The 17,457-nt window shown below is 40.6% G+C and carries 17 protein-coding genes; 7 read left to right on the top strand and 10 right to left on the bottom strand.

Going from position 1 to position 17,457, the window contains the following annotated elements; genetic code table 11:
• The 5 genes from AAG747_RS26675 to AAG747_RS26655 all read right to left on the bottom strand — a co-directional run bounded on the left by AAG747_RS26675 (position 1) and on the right by AAG747_RS26655 (position 4,649).
• Entirely contained in the window at positions 1–441 is a 441-nt protein-coding gene (locus AAG747_RS26675; RefSeq protein WP_346824315.1) for a carboxymuconolactone decarboxylase family protein, read from the bottom strand.
• A gap of 211 nt (positions 442–652) precedes the next feature.
• Positions 653–1,696, bottom strand: a complete 1,044-nt coding sequence (locus AAG747_RS26670; RefSeq protein ID WP_346824314.1) for an RNA ligase family protein — start codon at positions 1,694–1,696, stop codon at positions 653–655.
• Between the two features lie 334 nt (positions 1,697–2,030).
• The gene (locus AAG747_RS26665; protein ID WP_346824313.1) at positions 2,031–2,714 is read right to left on the bottom strand and encodes a hypothetical protein; all 684 of its coding nucleotides are present in this window, start codon (positions 2,712–2,714) and stop codon (positions 2,031–2,033) included.
• A gap of 3 nt (positions 2,715–2,717) precedes the next feature.
• Positions 2,718–3,563: an endonuclease/exonuclease/phosphatase family protein gene (locus tag AAG747_RS26660; RefSeq protein WP_346824312.1), complete on the bottom strand. Its 846-nt coding sequence runs from the start codon at positions 3,561–3,563 to the stop codon at positions 2,718–2,720.
• 486 nt (positions 3,564–4,049) lie between these two features.
• On the bottom strand, positions 4,050–4,649 hold the full coding sequence (locus AAG747_RS26655; RefSeq protein ID WP_346824311.1) for a nitroreductase family protein: 600 nt from the start codon (positions 4,647–4,649) through the stop codon (positions 4,050–4,052).
• A gap of 172 nt (positions 4,650–4,821) precedes the next feature.
• On the opposite strand from AAG747_RS26655, the gene AAG747_RS26650 reads away from it, so the two are divergent.
• The gene (locus AAG747_RS26650) at positions 4,822–5,103 is read left to right on the top strand and encodes a winged helix-turn-helix transcriptional regulator (RefSeq protein ID WP_430300675.1); all 282 of its coding nucleotides are present in this window, start codon (positions 4,822–4,824) and stop codon (positions 5,101–5,103) included.
• A 200-nt stretch (positions 5,104–5,303) separates the two neighbouring features.
• Here AAG747_RS26650 and AAG747_RS26645 read toward each other — a convergent pair whose 3' ends face one another.
• Positions 5,304–6,539, bottom strand: a complete 1,236-nt coding sequence (locus AAG747_RS26645) for a PAS domain S-box protein (RefSeq protein ID WP_346824309.1) — start codon at positions 6,537–6,539, stop codon at positions 5,304–5,306.
• 216 nt (positions 6,540–6,755) lie between these two features.
• Between AAG747_RS26645 and AAG747_RS26640 the strand changes: the two genes are divergently transcribed.
• The 6 genes from AAG747_RS26640 (at position 6,756) to AAG747_RS26615 (ending at position 15,196) form a co-directional block, all read left to right on the top strand.
• On the top strand, positions 6,756–8,378 hold the full coding sequence (locus tag AAG747_RS26640; RefSeq protein WP_346824308.1) for an RCC1 domain-containing protein: 1,623 nt from the start codon (positions 6,756–6,758) through the stop codon (positions 8,376–8,378).
• 187 nt (positions 8,379–8,565) lie between these two features.
• Complete coding sequence (locus tag AAG747_RS26635; RefSeq protein ID WP_346824307.1) at positions 8,566–9,933, top strand: RCC1 domain-containing protein; 1,368 nt, start codon at positions 8,566–8,568, stop codon at positions 9,931–9,933.
• Between the two features lie 204 nt (positions 9,934–10,137).
• On the top strand, positions 10,138–11,505 hold the full coding sequence (locus AAG747_RS26630) for an RCC1 domain-containing protein (RefSeq protein WP_346824306.1): 1,368 nt from the start codon (positions 10,138–10,140) through the stop codon (positions 11,503–11,505).
• Positions 11,506–11,739: 234 nt separating this feature from the next.
• Entirely contained in the window at positions 11,740–13,167 is a 1,428-nt protein-coding gene (locus AAG747_RS26625) for an amidohydrolase family protein (RefSeq protein WP_346824305.1), read from the top strand.
• 222 nt (positions 13,168–13,389) lie between these two features.
• A complete protein-coding gene (locus AAG747_RS26620; RefSeq protein WP_346824304.1) occupies positions 13,390–14,472 on the top strand; it encodes a hypothetical protein in 1,083 nt (360 codons plus the stop codon).
• Between the two features lie 13 nt (positions 14,473–14,485).
• Positions 14,486–15,196 carry a DUF4386 domain-containing protein gene (locus AAG747_RS26615; RefSeq protein WP_346824303.1) on the top strand — a complete coding sequence of 237 codons (711 nt, stop codon included), beginning with the start codon at positions 14,486–14,488 and terminating at the stop codon, positions 15,194–15,196.
• 39 nt (positions 15,197–15,235) lie between these two features.
• Here the strand turns inward: AAG747_RS26615 and AAG747_RS26610 are convergent, their stop codons facing one another.
• From AAG747_RS26610 to AAG747_RS26595, 4 genes are all read right to left on the bottom strand, one after another.
• Positions 15,236–15,466, bottom strand: a complete 231-nt coding sequence (locus tag AAG747_RS26610) for an IS1 family transposase (RefSeq protein ID WP_346824302.1) — start codon at positions 15,464–15,466, stop codon at positions 15,236–15,238.
• Between the two features lie 62 nt (positions 15,467–15,528).
• Positions 15,529–15,705, bottom strand: a complete 177-nt coding sequence (locus AAG747_RS26605; RefSeq protein WP_346824301.1) for an IS1 family transposase — start codon at positions 15,703–15,705, stop codon at positions 15,529–15,531.
• Positions 15,706–16,013: 308 nt separating this feature from the next.
• Positions 16,014–16,547, bottom strand: a complete 534-nt coding sequence (locus AAG747_RS26600) for a hypothetical protein (RefSeq protein WP_346824300.1) — start codon at positions 16,545–16,547, stop codon at positions 16,014–16,016.
• A gap of 384 nt (positions 16,548–16,931) precedes the next feature.
• Positions 16,932–17,348 carry a VOC family protein gene (locus AAG747_RS26595; protein ID WP_346824299.1) on the bottom strand — a complete coding sequence of 139 codons (417 nt, stop codon included), beginning with the start codon at positions 17,346–17,348 and terminating at the stop codon, positions 16,932–16,934.
• Positions 17,349–17,457: the final 109 nt, after the last annotated feature.

The raw sequence follows: 17,457 nt of genomic DNA, 5'->3' as shown, positions 1-17,457 counted from the left end.
TTATTCTTCGTGAACCATATGCGTTGAAATCGCAATTCTATTCCATACATTGATGGTGCTGATCTGCATTATGATTTGGGCAATTTCTTTGTCGGTAAACTGCTCCTTTGCTTTTTGATAGGTTGGAGAGGATAGTCCTTTTTCGGAAATCAAACTAATTTCATCCACCATTTGTAACAAGGCTTTTTCTTTATCATTGAACAAGGGGGACTCCCACCAAGCACTTAATGCAAAAATCCTTCTTTGGCTTTCACCGTTTTTCAAGGCATTTTTTGTATGAATATCCAGGCAATAAGCACAACCATTCACTTGTGAAGCCCTGATTTCTATGAGGAGTGCCAAGGTTTTGTCTAATCCCGTAGAGCTTAAATATTTTTCTAACCCAAACATCGCTTCGTATGCATTCGGCTCCAACTTTTGAATATCAATTCTTTTTTCCATAACTATTATAAAATGTATGATGATGACTAAAAAACAGAAATAGTTTTGAGAATTTTTATTGTAAAATGTTGCTATAGAGCAATTTGAATTGCTGTGAAAGAAGTGTGGAGAATAAGACCGGCCTGTGATGGTTTTTTGGTTCGGCCTTTATGCACACTCTTCTTTTTTTCTTTTACAAAGGTAGGGCTGGGGCAGACTGAAAGTTCTTAATCTAGTTTAAGAAAGAAATTTTGCCCTTTATCAATTTACTGAATTCGGATTTGATTCTTTCATCAATCCACTGCTTCTGAGCAGGAGATAATTCCATCAATAGATTGTTGTTATTTTCATTGAAATCGGTGAATACATCATTGAGAAACTCGACTTGAATTTCAGAAATACGTTGTGTATTATTGACCTCTAAAGCCCCAATTTTAGAAATAGCGCTTTCCAATCTATTGTAAGTGATATAATTTCTTAATTCTTCAATTAGAAAGGACAGGTCTTCCGTTTTGGAAGAAACCGTTGGTCTGTAGGTCCATTTTTCGGCTTGATGAAATTTCTCTTCTTCATCAAATTCGGCGTTTTTGAGTTTAAAGATAGGCCTTGAAGATAGCGTATCCTCTTTTACTAGATTGTATGGTTTGATGACGACTCCTTCCATTAAATTATTTGCTAATTCAGGCAGGTTGAATTGGACCGGGAGGGTGGAATTAATCCGTGTATTAAATTCTAAGGCTTGATGAAATTTTCCTATCCATAACGGTTTCGCATGCAAAATGCCATGATTCCTGAAATAGGACAGGGCGGTTTCATAATCGAGATAATACTTTGACGCAACGCCCTCGGTTTCAATAGCAATGTCAAAGGCGTAAAAGTGAATGCTGGGGGAATAGTATACACCTGTTTGAATCGCCTGGATATTTTCATTTTCCTTCACTTCAGGATGAGGGTATTTACCTCCGAATAACTCTCCGTAAACAATGTATTTCGAGCCTTTTATCTGAAGACTTAATGCTTCAAACAAGCGTATGATGTTGTCTTCTATCCGGTTTACGACAAGTTGAAAACCAAAAAAATCATTTTGCCAGGATAAATACGCTTTTCTTTTGGCATATTTTAACTTCCCGTTTTCATAAATGAAGCTGAAGTTTGCGCCATGAACTTTTTCAGTCACCACCCATTTGACTTTTTCTAGCGTAGCAAAATCGCTTTCTTTCAACCCAAGTTTTTTGAGACTATTGGGCATTTTTTCATATGCTGAAAAATCACTCATTTGTTTTGTTCTAAACAGTTCCGAAAGAGGCGAAAGGTAATAAAGTTTAATTCAAACGGACAAATGTAACGAGTAGGGGTTCAGTAACCCAAACCTTTTACTTTGCTAACACTGCTCTCAAAGGTTCTCAGTTCAAGTTGTTCACATAATCAAGCGCTGTTTTTATGGCTTTGGGTCAATCACAAAACATTGCATAGAAGCTACTGAAATGGGAGTTTTCAACCCGTTCTATCGTTCTATAGGCTTTATTGCGAAGGGAGTATTACAGGCCTTTTTATTTCAAACCGGCTTGTAGAAATAAAATCCTGATATTTTCGGTTAATCACTTTCTTTATTAGTTTATCTGCCACGAGTAACTTACACTCAATCCGTTTCCGTGATAACCTGGGTTAGAGTTTAACCAATTATAATTGGTTTGGTTAAAGTTTCCATAACTTAAACGGGCTTTACTACAATTTTTGAATGTGTATTCTACTCCAAGTTGTGTGGAATTATTAAAGGTGAAATTGGTTCCATTGTAAGGGAATTTTCGAAAGCCATAAAACACCCCTGTTCCGTATTCAATATAAGGGCTAATGCATTTTTTACCAAACAAGTACCAACGGTAATAGGTCATCAAGCCTGTACCTAGCCCAACTTTTTGTTTGTTGTCGAGTGGTGGAGTTTGTTCATGCCATTCTTGTAAATTAAACTCAGCAGTTAGTGAAAACCAACTTGCCACACGGTGCTCAATGCCAATGTTTTGATGCCAAACATTTTTTAATCCCCAAGCATATTCATTGTTCATTCCTGTCCGTATGATGTAATAGTTTGTATTTTCGTGGTTTTTAAAAATAAATTCCTCCAAACCGTACGACAAAGCCGCCAAGCCAATGACACCTATAAATGTATTTCGATTGTTTAGTGTAGTGGGTAATGCAGGGTCAAAGCCCGGAATATGAAACCAGTCGCCCTTACTTTGTGCAAGGGCATTATTTATCGTGATTGTTATAAAGAAAACAAGTATTGTTTTTTTCATAATTTATTGATAATCAAAGTGTGAGATAATAGGATAATGATCAGAGATATATGGCACTCCATAATTTTTCACAATCGTTTTATACGACAAGGCTCTTGCATTTTGGTAAAATATAAAGTCGATATTTCTACTCAATATCCAGGTTCCGAAAGCATTAAAGGATTGGTTGTCATCGCTTTTTTCTGCAAATCGCTGAGCACTAAAGTAATTGCTTGTGATAGGCGCTAATTTTGCATTACCAATAAGCATATTAAAGTCACCCGTAATAAAAACAGGGGCATTTTCTTCTGCTATTTCTTGTATTTTTTGAACTAAGAGTTGGCTTGATTTTAGTCGGGCGGTTTTTCCTTTATGGTCAAAATGTGTATTAAAAACATAAACGGTTTGATGCTTTTCAATGTCTTTCAGTTGTATCCACGTTACGATTCTTATATTGTTTGCATCCCAACCCAGCGAAGGGGTCTCGGGGGTTTCACTCAACCAAAAATTACCGCTTTTTAACAATTCAAAATGCTCTGTTGAATAAAAAATAGCGCTGTACTCACCTGATGAATGCCCATCGTCACGCCCTACCCCCACATAATTATAATCGGGCAAATGTTCATCTATAAAGCTCACTTGATGATGCAATCCTTCCTGTATGCCAAATACTGAGGGCTTCATCTCGGATAACATGGAAATACAGGCCTGCTTTCTGTTGCCCCATTGGTTGTCGCCATCGGCAGGCTCATCATAACGCAGATTGAATGACATGATACTTATATCCGACTCTCCGTTATAATCGGAAATTTCAACAGGTTCGCAGCCCAAAAGAAGCAGTAGCAAACAAAAATGTAGTATTGGTTTCATTCTTTTACCTTAATTCTATTGAATTTTTACTATAATTCTATTCGAGGAAAGTAAACCTGTGTAGGTTTCTTTAAGTTACCTCTAACATCTCGTCATGTGCGATTACCGGAGTGTTACATATACTTTTCTCTTATCGAGCAAAAAAGCCAGAGCAATCCGGTAATGGTATGTCAAGTTTATGGGAGCCATAATTTTCTAGAATGGTTGGAAAGAAGGAAAGTAAAGAGGAAGTTCCATCCTGAAAAAAGGATATTTGATGGGCTTTTGAGTACTCTAGTGGCCTAAGGAAAACCCAGGTTCTACTACCTTGGTTTTTAATACAGGTCTCAAATTGGCAAGAGGGGGGCGCCTCACAAGAAATATTTCTTTGAGAGACAGCCTCCTTTGCAGGTGAAAACTTCTGTTTAGCAATTTTTAAAATATTACCTTGAGGCTTCTGAAACGGGAATAATCAGCCCAAAGGAAAAAATTTAGACATGTTCTATTTCAAATAGTTTCTATTACTTGATGAATATTCCTTCTGGATTTTGGGTTTTTGTCCGGCTGGTTAAAGTCATCATGGTTCCTGTATCCAATAGCTACGGCCACGGTAGTTGCATAATCTGTTTGTTTTAATATTCTATCGTAGTTTTCCGGTTCAATTCCTTCCATTGGTGTTGCATCAATTCTCATTTCTGCACAAGCACTCAATAAAACACCTAAAGCCAAATATACTTGACGGTCAAACCACGCTTTAATCTGTTCTTCACGTTGAGGTTTGATAAATTCTTTATAGTAATTAACGGCTCCTTCCGGGAGCTCTTTTTCAATTTGTTCCTCAAATAAGGCTATATTATTTATACGGCTAAATACCACTACAGTATCACTTTCAAGAACTTTGTCCGTATTGAGCCAGGAGACTTCTGAAAGTTTGCGTTTCGTATCTTTATTTGTCACAAATGTGAATTTCCAAGGTTGGCTGTTTATGGATGAAGGACTTAATTGTAAAACCTCTTTTAACTCCTGTATTTTGTGGGGCTCAATTTTTTTAGAGGCATTATATTTTTTTGTCGTATAACGTTTTTGCATGGATTCTATAAAACTCATGTTTTCTCTTTTTTATGAAACTATATTTTTTATAGTAACAAAACTAATTATGGTTTATTATCTTTGCAATAACGGTCAAAAAGGATAGTTTGAATTTTTGAATATATCAGAGCCCAAAATGCTGAAGTTTAGAGGAAAGGAATATCCCTGTTGTACAAGCCTTACCATGGGAATGATAGGAGGCAAATGGAAAACTGTAATCTTGTTTCACTTAATAGAAGGAACACTACGCTATAATGAATTGAGAAAAGAAATGCCTACCGTTACTGAACGAACCTTAAGTTTACAATTAAAAGCCCTGGAAGAGGATGGGTTAATTAAAAGGAAAGTATACACTTCAAAACCACCATTAAAAGTTGAATACTCTTTGACCGATTTCGGAAAAACTTTAATTCCTCTTATTCAATCTATTGCTGATTGGGGTGATTTTGTGATCGGAAATTATTCAAAATAGCACTTAGAGCATGTTTAAAACTCATTGTGGAGAGGATCTTTCGAGAGGCCGCCCCTTTGGGAGCTTTTGATCCAAAGGTTGAAATTTAAATATGCTCTGATTCATTTCTAAAGGGTGTTTTCTGATTGGCTTTCCAAGAGTAGAGGGTTAGATGTTCCTGAATTCTTTCAAGATAGAATGCCTCCTCTTGGAATAAACAGTTAAAACTCCTGGATAAACTTCAACAGGTCTTGGCTTTCGTTCAAAGCCAGTTTCTTTTTTAAGCGGTTTCTAACCACCCGTAAACTTGCTTTTTTTATCACCGTAATCTTGGCAATCTCCGCGGAAGTAAGGCCTAGCTTCAGGAAGGCCAAATGCTGTAGGTCGTTTTTACTTAAATGAGGGTATTGTGTTAAGATGTTTTCATAAAAATCAGGATGTATATTTTTGAAATGTATCATGAAATCTTCCCAATCATCGTCAAATTTTAAGACTTCCCGGATATAGGTCAGGACACTCCGTATTTCTTTTCGTATCTGTGGTTCCAACTCAAGTACTTTACTTTCCAGCTTTTCCATGATCGTTTTCTTCTTTTCAAGCAAGATGGAGGAAGACAATAAATGCTGTTGAATCAACTCTCTTTCCTTTTTCTCCATTTCAGCTATTTTCCGGTCCTGGATATTTCGAGTGCAACTTAAAATCAGAATGACTTCCTCTTTTTTATTATAAATGGGTTTGCTATACCCCTCAAACCATTGGTAGGTATTATTTTTTACTCTGAATAACAATTCCAGTTTTTCGGGGAAGGTGGGTAAGCCCTCTTTCGAATCGGTCAGGTTTTTTGATAATTTGACTAGGTGATCCGGATGGATGAAATCGTAGGGGACTTTGCCCATTAAATCCCTGGAAGTATATCCCATGATCTTTTCGGTGGAAGGGCTCGCATATAAATACCGGGCATCTGCCGGATGATGCAAACAGACAACATCGAGTGTGTTTTCTGAAATTAACTTGAGTTTATTAATCTTTTGCCCGGCTAATAAACGGTCAAGGTGTTGGCCGTCCAGATTAAGATCCTGCTCCAGCAACTTCAGTAGCTTTTCAGTTTCTTCTTCCGGAATGAATGCCGCTTCTTCTTTTTTACCGATCAAGATATAAAAAGAGGAATGAGGAAGTCGGGAAGCTTCGAAAGTAAGAGGCATATGCTTCTCAAAGGCAAAGGTCAAAGGCGAACGGACGTCTTTTGCCTGCCAGTTTTCCCATGATTCAACTGTATTTTGAGGAAATAGCTCAGAGAGGAACAACTGGCCCAATTGGCTTTTGTCCAAATCGAAATATTGAAGGGCCGCTTGGTTAAGGTGTATGATTTTTTGGTTTTCCGATAGGAGCAGCATCACCTCATTTACCTTTTCAAAAACATATGCCAAAGCAGATTCACCGAATACTATTTCTTTCATGCAAGGCTCTTTTTTAGGTCGCGAGTAATTTCCGTGCAAGTTTACATTTTTCACCAAAAGGAGCTTAAAAAAAGAGGCGCAAAGTAAGAAAATCAGGAAAATTTCACTCTTGCTAACGCTTTGTTAACGCTTCTACTTAGGGGGGCTTGGATAAAGCTTCTATGTTTCCGTTTTGAAGGTTATAATTGAAAATCAAATTTCAACCTTACAAAACCAATGAAAGTGTCAAAACTAAAATTGATTTACCTGCTCTTATTTTTTTGGCTGACTTTGTTTACCTCTTGTAGCAAAGATGATGATGAAAGCCCGGCTCCCACTCCGAATATCAGCAGTTTCTCACCGGAAAGTGGAGTGGAAGGAGACGAAATCACTATTACCGGAGAGAAATTCAGCGCCACCATCAGTGAAAACATTGTAAAATTCAATGGGGTTACTGCCACTGTCAATACGGCTTCGACTGCCTCCTTAACAGTGACGGTACCTGAGGGGGCCACCTCCGGCAAAATCACGGTGACAGTCAAAGGACAAACAGCTACCAGTACGGATGATTTCACCCTTATATCCCCGCCAACAATCGGTAGTTTCTTACCGGAAAGAGGAGTGGAAGGAGACGAAATCACTATTACCGGGGAGAACTTCAGTGCCATCGCCAGTGAAAACATTGTAAAATTCGATGGGATAACCGCCACTGTCAATACGGCTTCGACTGCCTCCTTAACAGTGACGGTACCTGAGGGGGCCACCTCCGGCAAAATCACGGTGACAGTCAACGGACAGGCCACCACCAGTACGGATGATTTTACGGTTTTATTCATCAAACAAATAACGGCAGGGTATTTTTATTCCCTGATATTGAGATCAGACAACACCTTGTGGGCTACCGGCCATAATAAGTATGGCCAACTGGGTGACGGGACCGCTACTGATGTAAATACTCCCATTCAGATCATGGAGGGTGTGAAAACGATGGCCGCAGGAACAAATCACACATTGATACTGAAATCGGATAATACGTTGTGGGCCGCAGGCTATAATAGCCAGGGGCAGTTGGGAGACGGGACTACTATCGACAGAAGTACGCCTATACAAATCATGGAAGGCGTCAAAACGATGGCTGCAGGAGGAAACCACACGATGATTTTGAAAGAAGACAATACGCTGTGGGCTACGGGTTATAACAGTTATGGCCAGCTAGGTGACGGAACAAAGACGAATAAAAGTACTCCTATACAAACTATGGAAGGCGTTAAGGCTGTCGCTGTAGGAAATAGTAATTATACGCTCATCTTAAAAGAGAATAACACACTGTGGGTCTGCGGAAATAATAGCCAAGGGCAACTAGGCGATGGGACGAATGCCGGTGTAAATACTCCTAAACAAATCATGGAAGGCGTCCAAGCGATGGCTGCAGGAGGAATTCACACCGTGATTTTGAAAGAAAATAATACGCTGTGGACTACGGGGTATAACTTTTTGGGGCAGTTAGGAGACGGAACAACGACTAATAGAAGCACTCCTGCACAAATTATGGAAGGTGTTAAGGCTGTGAGTGCAGGAGCTGCTCAGACGCTGATCCTTAAGGAAGACAATACCCTGTGGGCCACTGGAAGTAATGAATATGGCCAGTTGGGCATTGGGTCAACGAACAATTTTCACAAGACACCATTTCAAATCATGGAAGGTGTCAAAGCGATGGATACAAGAGGAATTCACACGATGATTTTGAAAGAAGATAATACCTTATGGGTAACCGGGTACAATGCATATGGTCAACTGGGCGATGGTACCACAACAAATAAAAGCACGCCAATACAGATCACTTTGTCAGATTCGAAATAGAGTAATTTCTTCCTTCTGTCAAAAACAAACCTGTTTCCCTCAAACATTAAAAAATACGCGATACTACCGGTCAATCTGGTGACAAGCTACAGAAGTTGATCATTCGATGCTGCCGGTGTAGTGTACGGGTATGTTTTGGTAAGTAACTGTTTTTTCAATGAATCAATCACAAATCTTTTTCAATCAAATGAATTTTTCAAGACTAAAGATAGCTTACTCACTCTTATTTTTGGGCCTTATCCTGTTTACCGCTTGTAGCAAAGATGATGAGCTAATACCGCTCCCAGGCATTAGCAGCTTTTCACCGGAAAGCGGAGCGGAAGGAGATGAGGTTATCATCACCGGAGAAAACTTCAGTGCCATCGCCAGTGAAAACATTGTAAAATTCGATGGGATAACCGCCACTGTCAATACGGCTTCGACTGCCTCCTTAACAGTGATGGTACCTGAGGGGGCCATCTCCGGCAAAATCACGGTGACAGTCAACGGACAGACCACCACCAGTACGGATGATTTTAACGTGCGATACATCAGTTTAACCGCAGGTTCATTTACCTCATTTATCTTGCAACCCGACCATACACTCTGGGCTACTGGCTATAATGGATATGGCCAGTTTGGCGATGGACTCACGACGAATGCAAGCACTCCCAGGAAAGTTATGGAAAATGTATTGGCGGTCGCTACGGGAGGTCCTCACACATTGTTTTTGAAAACCGACCACACCGTATGGGCTGCGGGTCATAACGGATATGGCCAGCTAGGAAATGGGACCAACACCAGTACAAATACACCCCAACAAATTATGGAAGGAGTTGCAGCAATTGCTACGGGAGGTATAAACTCCTTGATCCTGAAAGAAGACCATACGCTATGGGCTTGCGGAAGAAATAACTATGGCCAATTGGGTGATGGAACCACTACCAATAGAAATACCCCCAAACAGATCATGAATAACGTGAAAGCAATGGCTTCTTCCGGTGAGCATACGATGATCCTGAAAACGGACCATACCTTGTGGGTTACCGGAAACAATGAATATGGTCAATTGGGTGACGGTACCACCACCAATGTGGTCACACCTAAGCAAATTATGAGCAATGTAAAAGCGGTAGCTGTAGGGCAGTTGCACACATTGATTTTAAAAGAAGATCATACACTCTGGGCTACCGGCTTGAATGAACAAGGACAGCTCGGTATCGGATCTTCCAATTTGTATGAAACTACTCCGCAGCAAGTGATGACGGATGTGAAAATGATGGCCGCAAGTAGTTACGGCTCTCATATATTGATTCTGAAAGAAGACAATACCCTGTGGGCTGCAGGAGATAATGGTTATGGCCAGTTAGGAGATGGCACAACCGCTACTCATAATACGCCTGTACAAATCATGGAAGGCGTCAAAGCTGTGGCAGCCGGAAGTATACATAGCCTGATTCTGAAAGAAGACGATACGTTGTGGGCTAGCGGCTATAACAAGTATGGCCAACTGGGTGACGGTACCACTACACAGCAGTACATGTTTGTGCAGGTAACTTTACCGGAGGGGAAATAAGGCTATCGGACTTATAAAAGGAGGGGAGGTCTCCCTTCCGCTTTTCTTTATCGCTTAAAGTAAGTCTCTTCCTTTTGGGAAGTATAAAAACGGTGCATGGTTTCTCGAGTTACACGTTGATCAACAGCTCCAACCGTTATTGCACACAACCTTGTTTATCCTTGAATATTTTTTTAAATGAGACTCATTAACTTTTTCAATCAAATGAAAGTATCAAAGCTAAAATTAATTTACTCACTTTTATTTTTGGGGTTGACCCTGCTTGCCTCTTGCAGTAAGGATGATGATGAAGGCCCTGTTCCACTTCCAGGCATTAGCAGCTTTTCACCGGAAAGTGGAGTGGCGGGAGGTGAAATTACCATTACCGGAGAGAACTTTAGTACTATTGTTAGTGAAAATATTGTAAAATTTAATGGGGTTACTGCCTCTGTAAACACGGCTTCGGCTACCTCTTTAACGGTTGTAGTTCCGGAAGGAGCCACCTCCGGCAAAATCACAGTGACAGTCAACGGACAGACCACCACCAGTACGGATGATTTTACGCTTTTGTCTATTATGCAAATAGTTACCGGGAATAATCATACCCTTATTTTGAAGTCAGACCATACCCTGTGGGGATGTGGACAGAATGAGAAGGGTCAGTTAGGCGATGGCACCACTACGAATGTAATGACACCAAAACAACTCATGGAGGGCGTCAAGGCAGTCGCTGCGGGATATTACCATACCCTGATTCTGAAAGAAGACAATACTTTGTGGGGTACCGGGGACAATACTATCGGCCAATTGGGAGATGGTACGACAACCAACAGAAGTACACCCGTACAACTCATGGAGGGCGTCAAGGCAGTGGCTACAGGATATTATCATACATTGGTTTTGAAAGAAGATAACACCCTTTGGACGGTTGGGTTGAACGGAGGCCGGTTAGGAGATGGAACATCAACCAACAGGAGTACACCAAAACAAATTATGAAAGGTGTCAAGGCCATGGCCGGAGGAGGGGGGCACACCATGATTTTAAAAGAAGACAATACCCTGTGGGCTACCGGGTATAACAAGTTTGGTCAGTTAGGCGATGGCACCACTACGAATGTAACGACACCAAAACAAATCATGGGGGGCGTTAAGGCCGTAGCTATGGGAAATAATCACACCATGATTTTAAAAGAAGATAACACCCTATGGACTACCGGGTATAATGCATATGGTCAGTTAGGTGATGGCACCACTACCATTAGAAATACGCCTACGCAAATCATGGAAAGCGTTAAAGCCATTACTACAGGAAGTAATCATGCCCTGATCTTGAAAGAAGACAACACCTTATGGGCTGCAGGAAGTAATGAATACGGTCAATTGGGCATTGGGTCAACGAACAATTTTCACAGAACACCATTTCAAATTATGGAAGGTATCAAGGCTATGGCCGGGGGAGGAGCAAATACTTTGATTTTGAAAGAAGACAACACCTTATGGGCTACCGGATATAATGCATATGGTCAGTTAGGCGATGGGACGACCACAAATAAAAGCGCATTTGTGCAGATAACGTTACCGGATGTGAAATAAAGGTATGCTTTGAGTATATAAAGGAGGCTGTCTAAAAAACGATATAGGGGCACAATGCTAAGATTTGCGCAGAAGTAACTCTAACTTAAATAGTTATGACTATTTGTATCTTCGTTGCATTTTCATTTAGACAGTCTCATTTTTAAATGATATTCCCGAACGCCTCGCCAGGGCAAATGCGGATCTTCCATGTCATTGCTTTTATCCAAACTTGTTTTTTTGCAATTTGTAACCATGAAAAAACTAACCTTGCTTTACTTTATTGCCATCTTGTGTAATGGCTGTGCTAACAAACAAGAACAGAAACTACTTCACCATGAGGACAATCCGTTTAAGCTTGTCGATTCGTTGAAGAAATATGTATCCTTTCATGAAAATCAAATTGCTCTGATCCATGCCAGGGTGATTGACGGAACCGGGCAAACAGCCAAAACCGGGCAGACTATTTTGATTGAACATGGAAGTTTCAAGGCGGTTGGGAACGATGCCGGGATTACCATTCCGGAAAAATTTAAGATCATAGATGTCAAAGGAAAAACGGTTATCCCCGGCATTGTCGGCATGCATAATCACCTGCACATCCCAAGGTTTCCTTTTGTTGGAGACATCGCCACCAAACTGTATTTGGCCTCGGGAATTACCACCATACAAACTTGCGGAGCGGCTTCACCGGAGCAGGAAATTGCCCTGGCCCGGCAAATTGCCGAAGGCAGGGAAATCGGCCCTGACATTGTTACCAGCGCTCCTTTTTTTACAGGAGAAGGAGGAAACCCCCATATGATCATCCCCAGAAACGAACAACATATTCGGGATACCATGCAACATTGGATACGACAAGGTGTCCAATGGTTCAAAGTTTATCGAAATACGAAGCCTGAAGATCTGAAAATCATTCTTGACGAGGCCCATAAAAATCATTGTAAAGTTAGGGGACATTTTTGCTCCGTCACTTTTGAAGAGGCTACCAAACTTGGAGTTGATGGAATAGAACACGGGTTAAACAGTGCCAGTGATTTCAGAACCCATAAAGATTTTGGTGTTTGCAATGGGGGCAGGGAATATATGGACGAACTCATCATGGACAGCCCGGAGGTGAAAAAACTGCAACAACTCATGATCGATCATCAGGTGTTTTTAACCTCCACCGCCTCCATTTATGAAGCGAGTGTGCCCAACAGGGGCTATGCGGACGAAAGGAGCCTAAAAGCGATGTCACCCTACTTGTTAGAAGAGTACAAAGAACGAAGAAGCAAATTTGATCAGGCGATCAATGATTTAACCCGTGAAAAAAGGCTCAAAAGAATCATAGAGTTTGAGTACCAGTTTTATAAAATGGGCGGACTTTTATGCAGTGGCGTGGATGCCGGCAGGCATGTGCTCCCCGGCTTTGGCGATCAACGGAACTTTGAGTTATACATAGAAGCCGGCTTTTCCACCGAAGAAGCCGTGCAAGTGATGACCGGTAACGGAGCCAAGGCATTGGGCAATTTAACTATCGGAACCATTGAAACAGGCAAGCGAGCCGATTTTATTATCCTGGATGGAAATCTGGAAAAAGACGCCTCTGTGATTCAAAAAGTCGAAACCGTATTTAAGAATGGGATTGGATACGATCCGCAAAAAATATTAGCAGAGACACATGGCAAGTTTGGCGTTGAATAAGAGCATGTCTAGGATGAAATTTAGGCATGCTCGATGTGTGTAAAACTTGTTGAAGCCAAAGAAGTGGTTTAAACGTATAGTTTTTGACCGAAGATGGAATCAAAACCGGCTCATCAAGGCATTTTTTGGAAAGAATAGCCAAAGCTATTGTTGAAAAAAGTAACAAGGAGGAGGCCTTTTTGAAATATTTTTTAGCGAATAAAAAGGTTAATTCACTTCAAAATGATAAAAAGATTATCAACAATCATTCTAAGTATCTTCCTCTCCCTGTTATGTGTTTCGGTAAGCGCGCAACAGTGGGAGAACCCTTCGGAAAAATACAAAAATGCTTATAAAAAGTATTTAGAGGCTACTTGCCCCATTACTCAAGATGGTATTCAACATTTTGTCTATTTTGCACGCGATCGGGAAGCGCTTGTCAAGCATCCGTTTCTTTCGCATCCGGCATTCAACGGAGCGCAAATTATGTATGCCTGGAAAGAGTTAGAACCTGAAAAAGGAGAATACGACTTTACTATTATCCGGGAGGATATTGCTTACCTGAAACAATACGGTAAAAAACTTTTTGTACAGCTACAAGAGGCTACCTTCCATCCCAATTACCTTGCGGTTCCGGCTTATTTAACAACAAAGGAGTACCAAGGCGGGGCCGTTTTGCAATACGATGACAATGGAAAGCCCAATGGTTGGGTCGCCAAACGCTGGAATAAAAAAGTCCGGGTGCGGTTTGCTTTGTTGCTAAAAGCATTGGGTGAAGAGTTTGACGGGAAAATAGAAGGCGTCAACCTACAGGAAACTGCAATTGGAGTGAATAAAGAAAGTGATGCCAGCTTTACAGAGGCAGGCTATGTTCAAGGGGTTAAAGAGAATATGCTGGCGCTAAAAAAGGCCTTTCCAAAGTCTGCTACGATGATTTATGCCAACTTTATGCCGGGAGAGTGGCTTCCTTTTGAGAATAAAAGTTACCTGAAAGGAATTTACCAATACGGTGAAAAAATCGGTGTGGGCCTGGGCGCTCCGGATTTAATGGTGACCCGAAAAGGGCAATTGAATCACGCTCTCGCTCAAATGCACGAAGGGAAATTTACCGTACCGCTTGGAATAGCCATTCAGGATGGCAACTACATCGGTAAAACAGGCGCGGATGCAGACGATCATGAAGAAAGCGATACGGGAAAAACTGCCAGGCATAATATTGTCCCTTTGCTGCATGCTTTTGCGAAAGACTTTTTGAGGGTGAACTATATGTTTTGGGTAAATCAAGAACCCTATTTCACCAAAGATGTAATGAATTGCTTTGAATAAAATTTCAACAAAAATGATGAACTTAGAACAACGCAAAACCAGGTCAGCAGGCTTGTGTATTATCGTGAGTATGCTTGCCGGCATTTTTAGTGTGGCACCGGCAGTCGATTCTGCAAAGTTTTTAACCGAAGCTGCGGCAAATTCGAATCAGGTGATCGGTGCCTCGATCTCTCAATTCATTATTTCTCTGGCTTATATTGGCTTTGCAATTCTGTTATACCCTATCCTCAAAAAGTTTGGAAACAGCCTAGTCATTGGCTTTTTGAGCTTTAGGATTATGGCAGCGACTTTGATGATTTTAGGAATCCTATTATTGTTGGCAGTCTTAGTGCTCAGTCAGGAATCCCTACGGCATTTATCAGAAAATACGTCCGCATTGGAGGTATTGGGCAATCTACTGAAAACCACACGCGATTATGTAAACCACGTATTCATGGTTTTGACTTTGTGTTTGGGAAATTTCATGTTTTACATTTTGTTGATTAGATCAAAACTGATTCCACCATGGCTTTCGGTATGGGGGATCATTGGGGCTTTTCTGTCTATAGTGGCAAGTATTTTAGTCTTATTTCAGGCCGTAGAGATTATCACTGCGGAATACTTGGTGTTAAATGCACCCACAGCCCTGCAAGAATTAATTTTGGGATTTTGGTTAATGATCAAAGGCTTTGACGATAAAGTAATGAGTTATCCTACAGGGTTGCTGGAGTCGGAGCGGTTTTAATTTTGGTTTCTTTTCAGAGCATGTTTAAAGGTAGTGCATTCAAAATAAGGATGTATTTTTGGCCAATTTGTCAAGGTTATAGTGGTAGAGGAAATACCGGATAGCCAGCCAATGGTTTTCCCAGGTTTTGGAAAAAGCCAGGTTTTTCCGCACTAACCTTGCGTAGCGTTGCCGCAGGGTATTGTTCAGGCGTTCGATCCGGGTGGTTTGTTTTTTGCCTTCGGCTTGATGTTGACCTGGGGCAAAGATGGCTGCAAGCCGCCAAACCATCGGTGAACACCAGGGCCTTTTCGCGTAGCTCTTCCGGAAGGTTCAGCCATAAGCCCCATGCCTCATCCCGACTGCCCAAATGGAAACCCACCACCCAAGCCTGTCCGCCTATCTACAGCCAACCACAGCCATTCCGGACAATCTTTCGCCCCTACAAAACTCCACATCTCATCCGCTTCCAGACAATAAAGGCTTACTGCCGGCTGCTTCAAGACCCCTGCCGGCAGCAGATCTTTCACTTTTTGCCAACAGCACCGGGCCTTCTGCTTCACCCAGTGGAGACTGACTTTCAGAATGCGGGCAAGTTTTCATGTAGTTAGATTTTGTGCAATCACCATACTACAAAATTCTTCCCCATGGCCAAATTTTAATGTTGAAATCCGGTTTTGTGTTTATCTTTCTTAACTCCCCTCCAATGGTTGGACTGTTTCAGGTAAAATCAAGCTTCTACTTCCATAGTTCCGGATGTGGCCATTAGGCGTTAACCCTACCTCAAAAGAGGAGAAGACTCAGATTGCCAGTACTATAATGAGTACACTACGGTTCTTTAAGTTTTGTGGTGTATAGTGTTGATTTGTATTTGATGCTCTTTATGATCAAAATCCCCCCAAATGATTTTGTCAATTCTTCGATCATAATAAATATTCTTGTAAAAGTGCTTTCCCCAATACACACCCTTCTCAAAATTAGGATCCTTTTTTATACAGTGTTGTAATTTCCGATAAGCTTTTTGAAGGGTTATCTCCGGCTGTTTTGCTATTTGACGGCATTTAATTTTTTCAATTTCTTGGCCGGTCTCCCGCCCTCCTTTGATTTCAATTGTGTATGAATACATCTCATCATCATACGGACTTCTTGATCCGTCAAATTTTGCTTCTTTGGAAATGATAAAAAAACCTTGGTAGCCAGTATGGTTAAAATCCGGTGCTTGGTAGTGAGATGGATTTACTTTTTTGTAATAACATTCCTTCTCATCGTTCCGGTATTCAATGAAAATATCTACTACCTGGTCTAATTTAAGTTCTGTAACTTTATCAAATAGCTCTTTCAAGCTGATTATTATATCAAAATAGATTGCCATGATCTAAAATAAAGGGAATAGTATAAAAATGCGAGGTTGGTAAATTTTAATGTAAAATGTTATTTATTTATCAATTGGTTTCTATTCTCCTTTCTTGAAAAACAAATTGTTGAATTTCGGAGATTAAAAGACAAGGAGAAAATCCCAAATGCCTCGGTAAATTGTCGGATTATATAATATGATGAGTGGGTTGAAGCATTTTAACTGCCAGCCTTGCAGGGTTTGGGAGCTGAAATACTTCCTTTATAGGTCTTCAAAATCTTACTCTCCTTTGTTGCATAAAAGAAAATTGAACCCTCTTCTGTAATTTCAAACTTGAACTGATTGTATTGCCAATCAGTTTGTTCTCCTGGAAAGTAAGACCTGTCAATGGCGATTTACTACTTACCTATTGGCGTTGTAAAACAAGTTGAACTTGTGACCGTCCGGATCCGCAAATACACATACGTGGTATCCGTTTTCATCGTAAAATTTTTTCCGGTCTTTTTTAGAGTCGAAGAAAATCGTTCCACCTGCTTTTTCTACCTCCATTACCCATTCTTCAAATTCGTCTTTGCTTTCTGCGGATAGGGTAAACATTATTTCATTTCCTTGTTTTAAATCCGAGAGTTCGCCTTCAAGACTTGTTTTCAATTTTTCCTTTTCAAAAAAGTGAATCACAAACTGATCATCGCCAAACAAGAAACTTACTAACTCTTCTGTAGGATTGCCATTGAGTGTAAACCCCAACCTTGAGTAAAATTCTTTTGTCCTTGCGATGTTTTCTACGCCTACATTTGCCCAAATATGTTTTGGTTTCATATCTACTGTGGTTTGATTATTATTTGTCTATTTAGTTTGTTGCCTGACTTGTTTTGTACACGGCACTCTTTATCGGTAAACTATACGGAACGGTCAATCATTTTATGTC

The sequence above is a fragment of the Rapidithrix thailandica genome (genome assembly GCF_039710355.1).
Lineage (GTDB): Bacteria > Bacteroidota > Bacteroidia > Cytophagales > Flammeovirgaceae > Rapidithrix > Rapidithrix thailandica.
Note: the sequence above shows the minus strand (reverse complement) of the source record. Positions and strands in the feature narration are given on the sequence as shown.